Source organism: Thalassobaculum salexigens DSM 19539, assembly GCF_000423805.1.
Taxonomy (GTDB): domain Bacteria; phylum Pseudomonadota; class Alphaproteobacteria; order Thalassobaculales; family Thalassobaculaceae; genus Thalassobaculum; species Thalassobaculum litoreum.
This window is the reverse complement of sequence record NZ_KE384095.1, coordinates 434,397-450,110: the sequence shown is the minus strand read 5'-3', so window position 1 is coordinate 450,110 and position 15,714 is coordinate 434,397. Positions and strand designations below refer to the sequence as shown.

General features: G+C 69.7%; 19 protein-coding genes. 6 read left to right on the top strand and 13 right to left on the bottom strand.

The annotated features are described in order from the left end of the window. Nucleotides 1-9: 9 nt before the first annotated feature. Both rdgB and hemW read left to right on the top strand, forming a co-directional pair. Nucleotides 10-633, top strand: a complete 624-nt coding sequence (gene rdgB / locus G578_RS0122515) for an RdgB/HAM1 family non-canonical purine NTP pyrophosphatase (protein ID WP_028796151.1) — start codon at nt 10-12, stop codon at nt 631-633. Continuing rightward, nucleotides 611-1,855 carry a radical SAM family heme chaperone HemW gene (gene hemW / locus G578_RS0122510; RefSeq protein ID WP_038015708.1) on the top strand — a complete coding sequence of 415 codons (1,245 nt, stop codon included), beginning with the start codon at nt 611-613 and terminating at the stop codon, nt 1,853-1,855. Before rdgB ends, hemW begins: the two co-directional genes overlap by 23 nt. A 6-nt stretch (nt 1,856-1,861) precedes the next feature. On the opposite strand, the gene G578_RS0122505 is transcribed toward hemW, so the two are convergent. Continuing rightward, entirely contained in the window at nt 1,862-3,064 is a 1,203-nt protein-coding gene (locus tag G578_RS0122505) for a penicillin-binding protein activator (protein ID WP_169400902.1), read from the bottom strand. Nucleotides 3,065-3,174: 110 nt separating this feature from the next. On the opposite strand from G578_RS0122505, the gene G578_RS0122500 reads away from it, so the two are divergent. From G578_RS0122500 to gshB, 4 genes are all read left to right on the top strand, one after another. Continuing rightward, complete coding sequence (locus G578_RS0122500; RefSeq protein ID WP_425425920.1) at nt 3,175-3,669, top strand: YraN family protein; 495 nt, start codon at nt 3,175-3,177, stop codon at nt 3,667-3,669. 54 nt (nt 3,670-3,723) lie between these two features. Continuing rightward, on the top strand, nt 3,724-4,371 hold the full coding sequence (locus G578_RS0122495) for a BON domain-containing protein (protein ID WP_169400901.1): 648 nt from the start codon (nt 3,724-3,726) through the stop codon (nt 4,369-4,371). Beyond that, nucleotides 4,368-5,216: a transglutaminase family protein gene (locus G578_RS0122490; RefSeq protein WP_051245176.1), complete on the top strand. Its 849-nt coding sequence runs from the start codon at nt 4,368-4,370 to the stop codon at nt 5,214-5,216. Before G578_RS0122495 ends, G578_RS0122490 begins: the two co-directional genes overlap by 4 nt. Before the next feature lie 87 nt (nt 5,217-5,303). Continuing rightward, the gene (gene gshB / locus G578_RS0122485) at nt 5,304-6,242 is read left to right on the top strand and encodes a glutathione synthase (protein WP_028796145.1); all 939 of its coding nucleotides are present in this window, start codon (nt 5,304-5,306) and stop codon (nt 6,240-6,242) included. 14 nt (nt 6,243-6,256) lie between these two features. On the opposite strand, the gene G578_RS27765 is transcribed toward gshB, so the two are convergent. From G578_RS27765 to hisH, 12 genes are all read right to left on the bottom strand, one after another. Next, nucleotides 6,257-7,024, bottom strand: a complete 768-nt coding sequence (locus G578_RS27765) for a DNA/RNA non-specific endonuclease (protein ID WP_051245175.1) — start codon at nt 7,022-7,024, stop codon at nt 6,257-6,259. A gap of 95 nt (nt 7,025-7,119) precedes the next feature. Further along, a complete protein-coding gene (locus tag G578_RS0122475) occupies nt 7,120-7,545 on the bottom strand; it encodes a DUF7282 domain-containing protein (RefSeq protein ID WP_038015705.1) in 426 nt (141 codons plus the stop codon). 128 nt (nt 7,546-7,673) lie between these two features. After that, on the bottom strand, nt 7,674-8,423 hold the full coding sequence (locus G578_RS0122470) for an anti-sigma factor (RefSeq protein WP_028796143.1): 750 nt from the start codon (nt 8,421-8,423) through the stop codon (nt 7,674-7,676). Beyond that, entirely contained in the window at nt 8,420-8,968 is a 549-nt protein-coding gene (locus G578_RS0122465; protein ID WP_028796142.1) for a sigma-70 family RNA polymerase sigma factor, read from the bottom strand. The genes G578_RS0122470 and G578_RS0122465 overlap by 4 nt, the downstream gene beginning before the upstream one ends. 114 nt (nt 8,969-9,082) lie before the next feature. Further along, nucleotides 9,083-10,603, bottom strand: coding sequence for a YifB family Mg chelatase-like AAA ATPase (locus G578_RS0122460; protein ID WP_028796141.1), 1,521 nt, complete (start codon nt 10,601-10,603; stop codon nt 9,083-9,085). A gap of 118 nt (nt 10,604-10,721) precedes the next feature. Beyond that, complete coding sequence (locus G578_RS0122455; protein ID WP_028796140.1) at nt 10,722-11,987, bottom strand: pentapeptide repeat-containing protein; 1,266 nt, start codon at nt 11,985-11,987, stop codon at nt 10,722-10,724. Nucleotides 11,988-12,270: 283 nt separating this feature from the next. Next, the gene (locus tag G578_RS0122450; RefSeq protein ID WP_028796139.1) at nt 12,271-12,633 is read right to left on the bottom strand and encodes a histidine triad nucleotide-binding protein; all 363 of its coding nucleotides are present in this window, start codon (nt 12,631-12,633) and stop codon (nt 12,271-12,273) included. After that, the gene (locus G578_RS0122445) at nt 12,630-12,968 is read right to left on the bottom strand and encodes a phosphoribosyl-ATP diphosphatase (protein WP_028796138.1); all 339 of its coding nucleotides are present in this window, start codon (nt 12,966-12,968) and stop codon (nt 12,630-12,632) included. Before G578_RS0122445 ends, G578_RS0122450 begins: the two co-directional genes overlap by 4 nt. 7 nt (nt 12,969-12,975) lie before the next feature. Continuing rightward, nucleotides 12,976-13,740, bottom strand: a complete 765-nt coding sequence (gene hisF, locus G578_RS0122440) for an imidazole glycerol phosphate synthase subunit HisF (RefSeq protein WP_028796137.1) — start codon at nt 13,738-13,740, stop codon at nt 12,976-12,978. Then, nucleotides 13,740-14,474 (bottom strand): 1-(5-phosphoribosyl)-5-[(5-phosphoribosylamino)methylideneamino]imidazole-4-carboxamide isomerase, encoded by a 735-nt coding sequence (gene hisA / locus G578_RS0122435; RefSeq protein ID WP_028796136.1) that lies wholly within the window; start codon nt 14,472-14,474, stop codon nt 13,740-13,742. Before hisA ends, hisF begins: the two co-directional genes overlap by 1 nt. After that, nucleotides 14,471-15,058, bottom strand: coding sequence for a GNAT family N-acetyltransferase (locus G578_RS27760; protein WP_051245174.1), 588 nt, complete (start codon nt 15,056-15,058; stop codon nt 14,471-14,473). The genes hisA and G578_RS27760 overlap by 4 nt, the downstream gene beginning before the upstream one ends. Further along, the gene (gene hisH, locus G578_RS0122425; protein WP_028796135.1) at nt 15,055-15,714 is read right to left on the bottom strand and encodes an imidazole glycerol phosphate synthase subunit HisH; all 660 of its coding nucleotides are present in this window, start codon (nt 15,712-15,714) and stop codon (nt 15,055-15,057) included. The genes G578_RS27760 and hisH overlap by 4 nt, the downstream gene beginning before the upstream one ends.

The window sequence follows — 15,714 nt, the reverse complement described above, 5'->3', positions numbered from 1 at the left end:
ACCGACGCCATGGCGCCCCGCAAGCTGGCCGGCGAGACCCTGGTCCTCGCCAGCCATAATCCCGGCAAGGTGCGGGAGATCGGCGAGCTGCTGGCGCCCTATGGCATGAGCGTGGTCTCCGCCGGCGAGCTCGGCCTGCCGGAGCCGGAGGAGACGGGCACCACTTTCGTTGCGAATGCCGAACTGAAGGCGCTGGCGGCGGCCACGGCCTCCGGAAAACCGGCGCTGGCCGACGATTCCGGGTTCTGCGTCGCGGCTCTGGACGGCGATCCGGGGATCTACTCCGCCCGCTGGGCCGGACCGTCCAAGGACTTCTCGGTCGCCATGGAGCTGGTCCACCGGAAGATGGCGGAGAGCGGCTCGGACGACGACCGGGCCTGGTTCACCTGCGCGCTGACCCTCGCCTGGCCCGACGGCCATTGCGAAAGCGTGGAGGGCTTCGTGCACGGCACCGCCGTGTGGCCGCCGCGCGGCGACAAGGGCTTCGGCTACGATCCCATGTTCGTGCCCGACGGCGACACCAAGACCTTCGGCGAGGGCGATGCCGACTGGAAACATTCGGTCAGCCACCGGGCGGACGCCTTCGCCCAGCTCGTGGCGCGGTGCTTCGATGGCGGCCCTGCTGGCGACTGACCCCACCGCTCGGGCGGCGGCGGCGTCGGACCCGCTCGGACTCTATGTCCACTGGCCGTTCTGCCGGGCCAAGTGCCCCTATTGCGACTTCAACAGCCATGTCTCGGACAGCGTCGATCACGCCCTGTGGCGCAACCTCCTGGTGCGCGAGCTGGAAACCCTGGCGCCCCGGGTCGGCGGCGCGGCGGACGGCACCCGGCGGCTGGTCAGCATCTTCTTCGGCGGCGGCACCCCGTCGCTGATGGAGCCGGAAACCGTCGCCGACGTGCTGGAGGCGGCGCGGCGGCTGTTCCGCTTCAACAACGACATCGAGATCACCCTGGAGGCCAACCCCACCTCGGTGGAGGCGGCGAAGATGGCGGCGTTCCGGCAGGCCGGGATCACCCGGGTCTCGCTCGGGGTGCAGGCCCTGGACGACGCGTCGCTGCGCTTTCTGGGACGGGAGCACTCGGCGGCGGAGGCGCTGGCCGCCCTGGATGCCGTACGGGCGCAGTTCGACACCGTCTCCTTCGACCTGATCTATGCCCGGCCAGAGCAGGACCTGGCCGGCTGGCTGCGGGAACTGGAGCGGGCGATCGCCCTGGAGCCGGTGCACCTGTCGCTCTATCAGCTCACCATCGAGCCGACGACGCCGTTCTACGCCCGCCACGCCCGCGGCGAGTTCGCCCTCCCGGACGACGACGGGGCGGCCGACCTGTATGAGGCGACCCAGGAAATCCTAGGCCGGGCGGGCCTGCCGGCCTACGAGGTGTCCAACCACGCCCGCCCCGGCCATGAATGCCGGCACAATCTCGTCTACTGGCGCTATCAGGACTATCTCGGCATCGGACCCGGCGCCCATGGCCGGCTGTCGGACGGACGGCGCGGCGCGGCGAAGACCGCGACCCGCACTCACCGGGCGCCGACGATCTGGCTGGACCGGGTGGCCCGGGAGGGTCATGCCCTGGTCGACGATGCGCCGATCCCGCGGGACGAGGCGCTGATGGAAGCGGTGCTGATGGGCCTGCGCATCGACGAAGGGCTGACCGAGGACCGGTGTCGCCACCTGTTCGGCGCCGCGCCCGCCGACCTGTTCGAGGCCCCGGCGCTGGAGGGCCTGGTCGCCGCCGGATTCCTGGAGACCGCGGGCGCCGATATCCGCGCCACCGCCGCCGGCCGCGCCCGTCTGGACGCGGTCACCGCACGCCTGTTGCAGCACGCCCGGCCGCTGACGGGCCGGTAGGCCGGCTCAGTTGATCGCCGCCGAGAAGCTGGTCGGCGCCGGGTCCACCCGCTCGAACCCGTTGGCGGTCAGCCGCAGGACGGCGAGGCCGCGCTGGTTGGTCCCGTCGATCAGCAGGCGGAACAGCCCGTCGGCCCCGTTGAAGCCCGACGGCTGGGTCAGGGTCTCCACCGAGAAGCCGTCGCCATCCGGCTGGCGGGCCAGCACGGCCGCCAGGCCCACCGCGTCATAGGCCAGCGAGGCGAGGCCGTGGGGGGCGCCGCCATGCACCGCGCGGTAGCGGTCGACGAAGGGCTTGCGGCCGGCCGGGTCCGGGGCCGCGAACCAGCCGCCCACCAGGGTCGGCTCCCGGCCCAGGGCCGGGTCGGCCCACAGCGCGGTGCCCAGATACTTCACCTTGTTCGGGTCGATGTCATAGTAAGCCATCAGCGGCGCCAGATTGAGGATGTTCTGCCCACCCTCGGGCACAAGGACCGCGTCGTAGCCGGCTTCCCCGCCGGCCGCGAAGCTCTTGACCGTCTCGGAGAGCGAGGTCGAGGAGCCCGGCGTGTAGGACCGCATCCGGCTGATCGTCGCCCCGGTCTTCGCCGCGGTGTCCCGCGCCGCCTGCATCGCTTCGAACCCGTAGGCATTGGACGGCGCCAGGACGCCGATGCGGCTATAGCCGTTGGCGGCGGCATAGCGGATCACCCGCTCGACCTGCTCGCCCGGCAGCAGTCCCAGCACCCACACGCCGTTGCCCGCCGCGGAGCGGTCGTTGGAGAACGACAGCACCGGCACGTTCGCCGCCTGGGCCACCGGACCGACCGCCCGGGCCGAATCCGAGAACAGCGGGCCGATGATCATGTCGGCGCCTTCGCTGATGGCATTGCGGGCGACCCCGACGGCGGTCTGCGGGTCGGAGGCGGTGTCGTAGAAGGCGAGGGCGAAATCCTCGGTCGCGATGTCGAACAGGGCGAGCTCGGCGGCATTGCGCAGCGCCTTGCCCACCGTCGCGGCCCGGCCGGTGAGCGGCAGCAGCAGCGCAACCTTGGGCGGACCGGTCCGATCGGGGATGGTGACGCCTCCGGGGACCGGCTGGTTCGGCTGCAGATCCAGGCTCGACGGCGGCGGGGCTTCAGAGGTCTTGGGCGGTGGCGCGGTCTCGACCCGCTCGCTCGGCGCCTCCGGCTGCTTTGCGCTTGAACATGCCGCCAGAACTGCAACCATGACGGCCAACGTCGCGAAAAGCCCCGCCTGCCGTGTCCGGAACCTCATCATGCAGCTTTCCTCCGCTTTGGTCGAAACCCACGGGTTCCTGAAATCTGGCCGGTCAGACCGTGGCCGACGCTAATCGACACGCGCCGTCAAGTAAACGTGGCGACACGAGCGCCAGTTCCGTCACTCAAGCATCAATTACTCAAGCCCGAATTACTCAAGCACAGGAAGATGACAGGATCGCGGCAGACGGCCGCCGGCGGCGCCGGCGCGCCCAGTCCTGGGGCCTGGCGGCGGAGACCTGGGCCGCCCTCTGGCTGCGCCTGAAGGGCTATCGGGTCCTCGCCCGACGCGAACGCACGCCGGCCGGGGAGATCGATCTGGTGGTCCGGCGCGGCGATGTTCTCGTCGCCGTCGAGGTCAAGGCCCGGCGCAGTCTGGCCGCCGCCGTCGATGCCGTTTCGACCCGACAGCGGCTGCGCATCGCCCGCGCCCTGGCACTGGTCGCGGGCAGGGATCCGACCCTGTCCGGCCTGGGCCGACGCCTGGACCTGGTGATCGTGCGCCCCTGGCGCCTGCCGATCCATCTGGTCGACGTGCACCGCGACAACCGGTGACGGACGGCCGCGAAACCCCTAAGTATGGAACCGACGTCACTGGAGTACGCATCGATGCCGCAGAAACCCGTTCGCCAGCGCCCCCTGTTCCCCCGTCCCGTCTCGCGCCGCTCCCCCCGCGCGCGCCTTGGCGCAGCGCTGATCGTGCTGGCCGCCCTGGCGGTGCCCCTGGCCGGATGCTCGCCCGTGGGGATGGCCGTGGGTGCCGGTGCCGCCGGCGCCACCGCCGCGCAGACCGAGAAGGGCTTCACCCGCTCCGTCGATGACAGCCGCATCCGCCTGCAGCTCAACGCCAAGTTCTTCGAGACCAACTACGACCTGTTCGCCGACGTCTCCTTCACCGTCGACCAGGGCCGGGTGCTGCTGACCGGCACGGTGGAGGATCCGGAGGACCGGGTGACCGCCACCCGCCTCGCCTGGAGCGCCGACGGCGTGGTCGAGGTGATCAACGAGCTGCAGGTCACCGACCAGTCCTCGCTGACCGATTTCGGCCGCGACACGCGGATCGGCACCGAGCTGCGGCTCAAGCTGCTGGCCGACGACAAGGTCGCCTCCATCAACTACTCGATCGAGGTGGTGAACCAGACCGTCTACATCATGGGCATCGCCCGCTCCCAGGCCGAGCTCGGCAGGGCGATCGGCCATGCCCGCAACATTCCCTATGTGCGCGGCGTGGTCGACTACGTGACGGTGCGCCCGTGACCGCAGACCCGCAGGCCGGACTGACCGTCGAGACGGCGGGGGCGCTGCTGGACGAGGCCGCCGCCGCGTGCGCCGCCGATCCGAACGCCCGGCTCGACATGGCGCGGCTCGGGCTCGCCCTGTCGGTCCTGGCCCACCCGGAGCCGGAGGTGAGGCCCCAGCTCTCCCATCTGGAGGAGATCGCCGGCAAGGCGGCCGGTCTGGCCGGCCGCGATCCCTCGCAGGTCCTGCCGTCGCTCATGGCCGACGAACTCGGCTATGCCGGCGACACCGACAGCTACGAGGACATGATCAATGCCGACCTGGCCGCGGTGATCGACCGCCGCCGCGGCCTGCCCGTGGCGCTCGGCATCCTGTACTGCCACGCCGCCCGGGCGGCCGGCTGGGACGCGGCCGGGCTGAGCTTCCCGGCGCATTTCCTGATCCGCGTCGACGGACCCGGCGGCCGGCACATCCTCGACCCGTTCCACGGTGGCCGGGCCATGGATGCCGGCACCATGCGCAGCCTGCTGCGCCATATGGGCGCCGGCGAGGACCTGACCGCCGAGCATCATCGGGACGTCGCCGACCGTCTGGTTCTGTTACGCCTGCAGAACAACATCAAGCTGCGCCGGCTGCAGAGCAACGACATCGAGGGCGGGCTCGCCGTGCTGGCCCGGATGCGCCGCCTGGCGCCGGACGTGGCCGCACTGGTCATGGAGGAGGCGGCGATCCTGGCGGAGGGCGGGGCGATCCTGGGCGCCGCCAAGGCCGTGAAGAGTTACCTGGCGGCGGGCTATGGCGCGATTGAGGACCGCACGGAGATGGAGCGGTTCCTGGCGTCGATACAAACCCGCTTGAACTGACCGCCGCGCCGGTCGATTGTCGCGCTGACGCGCACGCCGCACCCACCAAGCCAACGCATCCACCAAGAGTGAGACGGGGAGAGAGCCATGGGCCTTGAGGTCGCGATCCAGATGGACCCGATCGAGCCGGTCAACATCGACGCGGACAGCACCTTCGCCCTGGCGCTGGAAGCGAAGAAGCGCGGACATACACTCTACCACTATCTCCCAAAGCATCTGAGCTTCCGCGACGGCAGGGTCACCGCCCGGGCGGCGGAACTGGACGTGCGCCGGGTCATGGGCGACCACTTCACCCTGGGCGAACGCGGCGTGATGAACCTGGCCGATGTGGACGTGGTGCTGATGCGCCAGGACCCGCCCTTCGACATGTCCTACATCACCGCCACCCATGTGCTGGAGCACATCCACCCCAAGACCCTGGTGGTGAACGACCCGGCCCATGTGCGCAACGCCCCGGAGAAGCTCTTCGTCACCCATTTCGAAGACGTCATGCCGCCGACCCTGATCACGCACGATCCGGAGGAGATCAAGGCGTTCCGCGACGAGCACAAGGACATCATCGTCAAGCCGCTGTTCGGCAACGGCGGCGCCGGCGTGTTCCACATCAAGCCGGGCGACGAGAACCTGAACTCCCTGCTGGAGATCTTCACCCAGATGTTCCGCGAGCCGATCATCGTGCAGACCTACCTGCCGGAGGTCCGCCAGGGCGACAAGCGGGTGATCCTGGTCGACGGCAAGGGTGTGGGCGCCATCAACCGCATCCCGGCGGACGGCGAGGCCCGCTCCAACATGCATGTCGGCGGCCGCGCGGTGAAATGCGAGATGACCCGGCGCGACCACGAGATCTGCGAGATCATCGGCCCGGAACTGAAGAAGCGCGGCCAGATCTTCGTCGGCATCGACGTGATCGGTCGTTACCTGACCGAAATCAACGTGACCTCACCGACCGGCATCCAGGAGCTGAGCCGGTTCGACGGCATCGACGTTCCCGCCATGCTGTGGGACGCGATCGAGGAGAAGCTGTAGGGCCGCCCGGGCCGTCAGCACCCAAGTCCCGCCACGACCTCCGCCGGGTCGCCGATCGCCTCACTGCCGGGGAAGAAGACGAGGCGGGCGCGTGCTTCCACCTCATACATGGCCACCCGCGTCGCGCAGAAGTCGGCGTTGCGCTCCAGCGCCTGGTCCATGATGAACGCGACGACCGAGCGGCCGCGGCCGACGGTCACGATCTTAAAGTAGCCCGAGGGGACCACATGCGGCTCGTTGGCGGCGGGCAGGGGCGGCATGGGGCGTTCGTACAGCGGACCGGTCACCACATGGACCGTCCCGCCCGAGCGGCCGGCCAGGGCCCGGATCGCCGTCTCTAGCCGGACCCAGGGTCCCTGGTTGAGGGCGCTCGCCTGCGGGGTGATGTTCGACAGGTAGTTGGTGGTCGCCCAGCCCGCCATGCCGGCGAAGGCGGCGAGCGGCGCCTGGTGGCCGCGATCGGTCTTCAGGATGGCGGCCGCGTCCCGATAGTCCTCGGGCTCCAGGGTCGCGCGCGCCGGCAGGTCCGGATCGGCCTTCCATCTGCGCGCACGACTGGGTCCGAAGTTCCGGGTATCGACCGCATAGGCGATCCAGTCGGCGAATTTGGTGACCGGATTGTTGGACAGGGTATAGGCCGGCCGCACGATCACCTGATTGGCCAGGGCACCCGGCCCGTGGGGGCAGGTGCCCATGCAGGCTTCGGTGACCAGGAACTGCGCGGCGGCCGGACTTGCGGCCGCCACCCATAGCAGCGCCAGGACCGCCGCAAACCGAGCCATGTCTCCCTCCCGATCTGAGAACCGGGAGGGAGTATGAGTATATCAATACTCAACGTCGAATATTATATTACTCAACCCTGAGTGGTGCCGTCCCGTCACTCGGCGGTGATCACCGTCATGACCAGCTTGCCGTCCGGCTTGATCGGGCCGTCTTCCTTGGCGCCGAGGGTGTACTCAAAAATGCCGGTCTTGGTGCCGCCGGCCTCGCTGTGGACCATGAGCATCAGCATCTCGCCGGATTTCACCGGCTCGGACAGCAGGGCGGTGACATGGGCGTTCTCGCCCTTCTTCAGCGGCGCGTAGCCGACGACCGGCCCGGGCTTGTGGTCGGCGCCGGTGCGGTGAACGACGAGCCAGCCGTTCTCGGGCGCCATCACCTCCATGGCGGTCACCGAGCCCTCGGCGACCGACTGGCCCGACGCCTTGACGCCGGCATGGTCCATGGCCTGGGCGGCACCCAGAGTCAGGCCCGTCAGGAGGACGGAGGCGATCAGGGTGTGTTTCGCGCATTTGACGGTCATGTCGTGAATCCTCGTTCGTCTGTTCTCGGGTGCGCCGGACACAGAGCCCGACGCCGGCTCTCATCGAAGCCGCCCGTAGATACGGAGGATTTCGCGGCGGGTTTCAGGCCCGCGCGATTTTTTGCGGATCAGTCCTCGGCCGGGATCAGCGTGCCGTGCAGGGCCGGACCGGTGGGCTGGCCGGTGGGCGAGCCGCCGGGCGGCTCCAGGCTGATGCCGAAGGTGGCGTTGCGCAGCAGGGCCGGGTCGACCTGATCCAGGCGCTTGCGGGTCGTGCCGGAGACGTCCTCCAGCAGGCCGAGCGACCGCGGGATCGGGGAGATCCCCTCGCCGACGATCCAGAGCTGGTAGGTCTTGTCCGCCACCGGCTCGGCGGTGACCGGGCGGATGGTGAGCTCCCGGCTCTCCAGATCGACCGAGAGCAGGAAGCGCGGCTGGGTATCGCCGTCGTGGAACACCGCCACGAAAGTCCGGGACGGCGGGAGGATCACCTCGCGGACCACAAGCACGCCGGCGAGACAGGCGGCGATCGCCGCCGCGCCGACGGCCGCCGCGCGCCAGCGGCCGAGCCGGCGGCGCATCCGGGCGAGGTCGGTCACCGTTCCGTCCCGGGTTCCGACCCGGGCTCCATCCTGGCCCCCACCCTCCCGGGCGGGTCCGGCGATGGCCGCCTCGATGGCCGGGAACAGGTCCGGCGGCGGCGCGACCGGTGCCACGTCGTCCAGCATCGGCGACAGATGCCGCTCCCACACGGCGATGGCCGCATCCAGCGCCGGCTCCCGTGTCCGCCGGGCCTCGACGGCGACCCGCTCCTCCGGCGTCAGCGTCCCGAGCACATATTCCGCCGCCGCCAGCTCGATGTCCTCGCGTTCCCTCATGCCGTCAGGCAGTCCCTGAGCTGCTTCAGGCTGCGGTGCAGCCAGGTCTTGATCGTGCCGACGGGCTGACCGAACCGATCGGCAAGGTCCTGGCGCGACAGCCCGTCCAGATAGGCGAGGCGCACCAAGCTCCCGCGCTCGCCTTCCAGCGCGTCGAGGCAGACCTCCAATCGGCGCCGATCCTCGCTCGCCTCCACGTCGCCAAGGGCCGATCGCGCCGGATCGGCCGCCCGCTCCAGGGCGATGTCGTCCGAGACGGTGGCGACCCGCGCACGGCGCACCTCGTCCAGCGCGCGGTTGCGGGCGATGGTCGCCATCCAGGTGATGGGGGAGGCGCGGGCCGGATCGAAATCGCCCGCCCGCTGCCAGATCTTCACGTACACGTCCTGCACCACCTCGTCGGTCTCGTCCCGTCGCCGCAAGATACGCAGAATGATGCCGTAGAGTTTCGGCGCGGTCGCTTCATACAGGTCGGCGAAGGCCTGCCGATCACCGCCGGCCACGCGGTCAAGCAGCCGCGATATGTCCGAGCTCGACGCGAGCATCGCCCGTATGGCCTCCCAGGATGCGCTTCGGGGCGGGCCCGCCCGGCCACAAAGGTGGTCCGGCCCGACCGAAGTCAAGGGCCGGGCCGGCGATCCCTCCGCTACCCCCGGCACCTACCCCCCGCGCCCGCGATAGGCCAGGGCTTCGGCCACGTGCACGCGGCAGACCGTCTCCGCCCGGTCGAGATCGGCCAGGGTCCGCGCCACCTTCAGCACCCGATGGTAGCCCCGGGCCGAGAGCTGCAGCTTCTCCGCCGCCTGGCGCATCAGCGCCCGGCCCGGTGGGTCCGGCTCGGCCACGGCGGTCAGCAGCTCGCCATTGGCATCGGCGTTGGTGCGCACCGCGCCCGTCGGGTCGAGCCGGCGGTAACGCTCCGTCTGCAGCGCCCGGGCGGCGGCGACCCGGGCGGCGACGGTGGCGCTGCCCTCGGCCGGCGGCGGCAGGGACAGGTCGGCCGCCGACACCGCTTGCACCTCTATTGCCAGATCGAAACGGTCCAGCAGAGGGCCGGACAGCCGGTTCTGGTAGTCGCCGCCGCAACGCGGGGCCCGCGAGCAGGCCCGGTTCGGATCGGCCAGATGGCCGCAGCGGCAGGGGTTCATGGCGGCGACGAGCTGGAACCGGGCGGGGTAGGTGACGTGGTGATTGGCCCGGGCGATCACCGCCTCCCCGGTCTCGATCGGCTGCCGCAGGGCGTCCAGCACCTGACGCGGGAATTCGGCCAGCTCGTCCAGGAACAGCACGCCGCGATGGGCGAGCGACACCTCGCCCGGCTTCGCCCGGATTCCGCCGCCGATCAGAGCGGGACCGGAGCTGGAATGGTGCGGATCGCGAAACGGCCGGCCGCGCTCGATCCGGCCCTCCCGGAGCACGCCGGCCACCGAGCGGATCATCGACACCTCCAGCGCCTCGGCCGGGGTCAGCGGCGGCAGCAGGCCGGGCAGGCGGGCGGCCATCATCGACTTGCCGGCGCCGGGCGGGCCGACCATGAGAAGGTTGTGATTGCCGGCCGCCACCACCTCCAGTGCCCGCTTGGCGGTCTCCTGGCCCTTCACGTCCTTCAGGTCGGGATAATGCGGCTCGGCCTCGACCACCCCGTCCGCCGCCTCGGGCAGCACCTGCACGCCACGCAGATGGTTCAGCAGGGACAGCAGGTCGGGGGCGGCGATCACCTCGATCCCTTCGGCCCAGCGCGCCTCGGGGCCGCAAACCGCCGGGCAGATCACCCCGCGCCGCCCGCCTGCGGCCGCGGCCACCGCCGCCGGCAGGACGCCCGCCACCGGCGAGATCCGGCCATCCAGCGCCAGTTCGCCCAGCACGATGCGGTCGCCTACATCCTCGACCGACAGCGCGCCCATGGCCACCAGGATGCCCAGCGCTACCGGCAAGTCGAAATGCCCGCCCTCCTTCGGCAGGTCGGCCGGCGCCAGGTTCACCGTGATCCGCTTGTACGGCAGCGCCAGGCCCAGCGCGGAGAGCGCGGCAACCACCCGCTCGCGGCTTTCGGTCACCGCCTTGTCGGCCAGCCCGACCAGGCAGACACCCCCCATGCCGCCGCCGCCGACATGGACCTGGACGTCGACCTCCACCGTGTCGATGCCGCGGAACGCCACCGTCGTCACCCGCGCGCCCATGGGCAGACCTCCCTCGCACCGACACAGCTTCGCCTGCGCCGCAGACCCTATGGGAGAGCCGGGTTCGGATTTGGGCGCCGCAAGGGGCACCGTGGCATGCGCAAGGGGGAGGCGGTGGCTATTCCGCCGCGTTGGAGATCGACCGGGAAAGACCCACGGCACCTTCGAGATCGGCACTCTTCAGGGCGGCGCGGTCCAGCTTTGCGCCGGCCAGGTCGGCATGATGGAAGATGGCGCCGTCGAGGATCGCCTGGCTGAAATCCGCCTTGTGCGCGACCGCACCGACCAGCGACGCTCCCGACAGATCGGCCGGCCATTCGCGCAGAAGCTCCAGCGTCGCCGGCTTCAGGATCTGCATCGGCGTCAGGCGCGCCTGGGTCAGGGTCGCGCCGTCCAACACCGCCCCCTTCAGCGTCGTACCCCGCAGGTCGGCGCCGGTCAGATCGGCGCGCTGCAGCTTGGCGCCGCCCATCAGGGCGAAGCGGAAGGAACAGTGCTTCATATTGGCGCCGGAAAGGTTGGCGCCCTCGAAATCGGCGGCCGAAAGATCGGCGCCGGAGAAATCGAACCCCGCCAGGTCCATGTCGCGGAACAGGCCCCGCTCGCCCCTCTTGCCGCCGGAGCTGATCCACAGGAAATGCTGCACGACCTTGTGCTGCACGTCGGGCGCCATGCTCTCCAGCCCGGTGGCGATCTTGCAGTCGGTCAGGTTGGCGCCACCGAGATCCGCACCGTCGAGGTTGCACGACCGCAGGTCCGATCCCGTGAGGTCGGTGTCCGTCAGCACGGAGTCGGCGAAGTTCACGCCCCGCAGGTTGGATCCCCGCATGTCGGTGCCCTGGAACGAACTCTTCGACAGGTTCGCCTTGTTCAGGTTCACATTGCGCAGCACCGCGCTCTCGAACGCCGTGTTCACGGCCGTCACGCCGGACATGTTGGCGCCGGTCAGGTCGGTGCGGACCACGGTCGCCTCGGACAGGTCGGCCCGGCTGAGATTCGCGTTCTGCTCGATGGTGCGGTTGAGGTCCTGGATCCGCGCCGGCCTGAGATCGGCATCGGTCAGGTCCGCCGCCATCAGCTTGGCGCCCTTCAGGTTGGCACCGCGCAGATCCGCCTTCACCAGCTTGGCGCCGGCGAAATCGCATTGCTCCAGCTTGGCGGTCGAGAACTGGGTGGCGTTCAGATTGGAGCCGGCGAAGCTGGCACCGCGCAGATCGGTGCCGTGGAACAGCCCCTGGCGCAGGTCGGTCCCCGCCAGCATCGCGCCACGCAGCGTCTTGTGCCGGAAATCGGCCTGCGCACCGCCGGTATTCTGTTTCAGGAACAGAGCGTGCCGGCGGATCGTCTCCGCCACATCCCAATCGAGATCGTTTGCCCGCTGCATACGAAACCCATACCGACCGCGAGGCTGCGCCGGCGACCTCGCGTGCATTGTCATGACTACGTCTGGTGGAATCTTATGGTTCCGACACTGTCGGAAAGTCCCCACTCGACCTAAACTATGAACCTGCGGGCCGAATTTGTCAAAAGTTTCAGTTTGTTAAGCATATTCGATGACGACCTTTCACAAGATCGTCAACGCTCTTGGCTGAAGAACCCCAGATATGCCCCGGCATGCGCCATCGTCGGACCGGTGCCCGCAGACCGGCACCCCCAGACCGGCACCCTCAGACCGGCTTGATGATACGCCCGAGGTTCTGGCCGCCGAACAGGTGCAGATGGAAGTGGGGGACTTCCTGGTTCGCGTCGCGGCCGTGGTTGGAGATGACGCGGTAGCCGTTCTCCTCGATGCCGAGGTCGCGGGCGATCTTGCCGGTGGCGCGCACGAAGGCCGCGATCTCCGCGTCGCTCGCCGTCTCAGCGAAGTCTGCGAAGGAGACATAGGCGCCCTTGGGGATGACCAGGACATGGGTCTGGGCCTGGGGCTGGATATCCCGGAACGCCAGGACGTGCTCGTCCTCGTAGACCGTGTCGTTCGGAATCTCGCCACGCAGGATCTTGGCGAAGATGTTGTTGGGATCGTAGCTCATTCACCCTCTCCGTTCGCTTGTCCGCGGGCAGCCTTCTCGGCCAGACCGGAGGTCCCCTCCCGCGCCTCGAGCTTGGCCCAGACCCGGTCCGGGGTCACCCCCGCCGCGGTCCACAGCACCAGCAGGTGATACAGCAGATCGGCGCTCTCCGACGCCAGCGCCTCGGCATCCCCCCGGGCGGCCTCGATCGCCACTTCCACGGCTTCCTCGCCGACCTTCTGAGCCGATTTCACCGGCCCCTTGGCCAGCAGCTTCGCGGTGTAGCTGGTCTCCGGGTCGCCGCCCTGGCGGGACGCGATGGTGGCGGCGAGCCGGTCGAGGATGTGATCGTTCATCGCAGCCTCAGTCCCCCTGGCGCATGGCGAGACCGGCGGCGGCCATGGCCTCCTTCGCCTCGCTGATCCGGTAGGTGCCGAAATGGAAGATCGACGCGGCGAGCACGGCGCTGGCATGGCCGTCGCGCACGCCGTCGACCAGATGGTCCAGGGTTCCCACCCCGCCGGACGCGATCACCGGCACCGGCACCGCGTCGGAGATGGCGCGGGTCAGCGGAATGTCGAAGCCCTGTTTGGTGCCGTCGCGGTCCATGGAGGTCAGCAGGATCTCGCCGGCGCCGAACTCGGCCATTTGTTGCGCCCACGCAACGGCATCGAGTCCGGTGGCGTTGCGGCCGCCATGGGTGAAGACCTCGAACCGCCCGTCGCCCACGCTCTTGGCGTCGACCGCCACGGTGATGCACTGGCTGCCGAACTTGTGGGCCGCCTGGCGCACGAAGTCGGGGTTGGTCACCGCGGCGGTGTTGATCGACACCTTGTCGGCGCCGGCCAGCAGCAGCTTGCGGATATCCTCCACGCTGCGCACGCCGCCGCCGACGGTCAGCGGCATGAAGCACTGCTCTGCGGTGCGGGCGATGACGTCGAAGATCGTGTCGCGGTTCTCGTGGCTGGCGGTGATGTCGAGGAAGCAGAGCTCGTCCGCCCCTTCCGCATCGTAGAGCTTGGCCTGCTCGACCGGATCGCCGGCATCGATCAGATCGACGAAGTTGACGCCCTTGACCACCCGGCCGTCCTTCACGTCGAGGCAGGGGATGACGCGGACCTTCAGCATCACGCGGCCTCCCCGGCAAGCGCACGCACCGCGCCGACCACATCGACCCGGCCGTCATACAGCGCCCGACCGACGATGGCGCCGGCGACCCCGTCGCCGTCCAGCTTGGCGATCGCCCGCAGGTCCTCCAGCGACGACACCCCGCCCGAGGCGATGACCGGCGTCGACAGGGCTCGGGCCAGCGCGCCGGTCGCCTCCAGGTTCGGACCCTGCAGGGCGCCATCCCGGTCGATATCGGTGAAGATGATGGCGGCCACGCCGGCATCCTCGAATTTCAGCGCCAGGTCGGTGGCGGTGATCTCGGAGGTCTCGGCCCAGCCCTCCACCGCGACCTTGCCGTCCCGCGCGTCGATGCCGACGGCGATCTTGCCCGGATGGTCGCGGCAGGCGGCGATCACCAGTTCGGGATCCCGCAGCGCCACGGTGCCGAGGATGACCCGGCTGATCCCGGCCTCCAGCCAGGTGTCGATATGGGCGCGGCTTCGGATGCCGCCGCCGAGCTGCACCGGCACGTCCACCGCCGACAGGATCGAGCGCACGGCGGCCCCGTTGACCGCCTCGCCGGCGAAGGCGCCGTCCAGGTCGACGACATGGATCCAGGCGCAGCCGGAATCCTGGAACGCCCTGGCCTGGCTCGCCGGGTCTGGGTTGTAGACGGTCGCGGCGGTCATCTCGCCGCGCAGCAGGCGGACGCACTCGCCGCCCTTCAGATCGATGGCAGGATAGAGGATCACGAGGTACCGCCCTCCGTCGTCCCGGTCGGGCCGGTGACCGACAGGTTCTTGAAGTAGTAGAGGCCCCGTACATAGCCGTCGCGGGTCCGGGCATAATACGGATGCTCGCCGAACTTCTGGAAGCCGAGCGCCTCGTAGAGCCGGATCGCCGCGCGCTGGGTCTCGCGCACGTCCAGGTTCATCACCTCGAAGCCGAGTTTGCGGGCGTGGTTCTCGGCGATCTGGGTCAGGTCGCGCGCCAGCCCATGCCCGCGCGCCCAGGGGGCGACGAAGGAGGTGGTGAAGTTGCAGGCGAAGCTCTGCGCCTCGTTGTTGCGCGGCGGACGGTGGAGCTGGGACGAACCGGCGATCACCCCGTCGAGCCGGCCGACGAACAGGTCGCGGTCGGGGATCAGCAGGGTGCCGCGCCAATAGGCCTCCAGCGTCTCGCGCGGCGGCGGCGTCAGCCAGCCGAAGCCGCCGCCGTCGATGATCGCCGCCTCGGCCGCGTCGCACAGGTCGTTCAGGTCGCCCACCGAAAGCGCGGTGATGTGCTCGACCAGGGTCGCCGGCTTCGGGGCGAACTGGCTCTGATCGCCGGTCATGGCGTCCATCCGATGAAGTTGGCGATGAGGCGCAGGCCGGTCGCCTGGCTCTTCTCGGGGTGGAACTGGGTTCCGATCATATTGTCCCGGCCGACCATGGCGCAGATCGGGCCGCCGTAATCCACGGTGGCGAGCTGCTGATCGGCGGTCTCAAGGCGCATGGCATAGGAATGGACGAAATAGGCGTGGTGCCCGTCCTCCAGCCCGGCCAGCACCGGATGGTGGCCGCCCTGAACGCTCAGCACGTTCCAGCCCATATGCGGCACCTTGCGCTGACGGCCGTCATCCTCGTCGGCCGGCTCGATCCGGTGGACCTCGCCGTCGATCCAGCCGAAGCCCTCCGTGGTCAGGTGCTCGAACCCGGCCCTGGCCATGAGCTGCATGCCGACGCAGATGCCCAGGAACGGCACCGCCTCGCGGATCACCCGCGCCTCCAGCGTCTCGCGCAGCCCCTGGACCCGCTCGACCCCGTCGCGGCAATCGGCGAAGGCGCCGACCCCCGGAAGGACGATCCGGTCGGCCCGGGCGATGATGCCCAGGTCGTCGGTTACCTGAATGTCGGCGGCCACGCCGGCTTCCCGGGACGACCGCTCGAAAGCCTTCGCCGCCGAGCGGAGGTTCCCCGACCCGTAGTCGATAATCGCGATGGTCTGCAT

Excerpts from the sequence above, each read along its gene's own strand:
- hemW (WP_038015708.1), top strand. The coding sequence starts at position 611 with ATGGCGGCCCTGCTGGCGACTGACCCCACCGCTCGGGCGGCGGCGGCG.
- G578_RS0122460 (WP_028796141.1), bottom strand. The coding sequence starts at position 10,603 with ATGGGCGCGCGGGTGACGACGGTGGCGTTCCGCGGCATCGACACGGTG.
- rdgB (WP_028796151.1), top strand. The coding sequence starts at position 10 with ATGGCGCCCCGCAAGCTGGCCGGCGAGACCCTGGTCCTCGCCAGCCAT.
- G578_RS0122465 (WP_028796142.1), bottom strand. The coding sequence starts at position 8,968 with ATGCTCGCGTCGAGCTCGGACATATCGCGGCTGCTTGACCGCGTGGCC.
- G578_RS0122470 (WP_028796143.1), bottom strand. The coding sequence starts at position 8,423 with ATGAGGGAACGCGAGGACATCGAGCTGGCGGCGGCGGAATATGTGCTC.
- hisF (WP_028796137.1), bottom strand. The coding sequence starts at position 13,740 with ATGCTGAAGGTCCGCGTCATCCCCTGCCTCGACGTGAAGGACGGCCGG.
- G578_RS0122455 (WP_028796140.1), bottom strand. The coding sequence starts at position 11,987 with ATGCAGCGGGCAAACGATCTCGATTGGGATGTGGCGGAGACGATCCGC.
- G578_RS0122505 (WP_169400902.1), bottom strand. The coding sequence starts at position 3,064 with ATGGTTGCAGTTCTGGCGGCATGTTCAAGCGCAAAGCAGCCGGAGGCG.
- G578_RS27760 (WP_051245174.1), bottom strand. The coding sequence starts at position 15,058 with ATGACCGGCGATCAGAGCCAGTTCGCCCCGAAGCCGGCGACCCTGGTC.
- G578_RS0122475 (WP_038015705.1), bottom strand. The coding sequence starts at position 7,545 with ATGACCGTCAAATGCGCGAAACACACCCTGATCGCCTCCGTCCTCCTG.
- G578_RS0122450 (WP_028796139.1), bottom strand. The coding sequence starts at position 12,633 with ATGAGCTACGATCCCAACAACATCTTCGCCAAGATCCTGCGTGGCGAG.
- G578_RS27765 (WP_051245175.1), bottom strand. The coding sequence starts at position 7,024 with ATGGCTCGGTTTGCGGCGGTCCTGGCGCTGCTATGGGTGGCGGCCGCA.
- hisH (WP_028796135.1), bottom strand. The coding sequence starts at position 15,714 with ATGCAGACCATCGCGATTATCGACTACGGGTCGGGGAACCTCCGCTCG.
- G578_RS0122445 (WP_028796138.1), bottom strand. The coding sequence starts at position 12,968 with ATGAACGATCACATCCTCGACCGGCTCGCCGCCACCATCGCGTCCCGC.
- G578_RS0122495 (WP_169400901.1), top strand. The coding sequence starts at position 3,724 with ATGCCGCAGAAACCCGTTCGCCAGCGCCCCCTGTTCCCCCGTCCCGTC.
- gshB (WP_028796145.1), top strand. The coding sequence starts at position 5,304 with ATGGGCCTTGAGGTCGCGATCCAGATGGACCCGATCGAGCCGGTCAAC.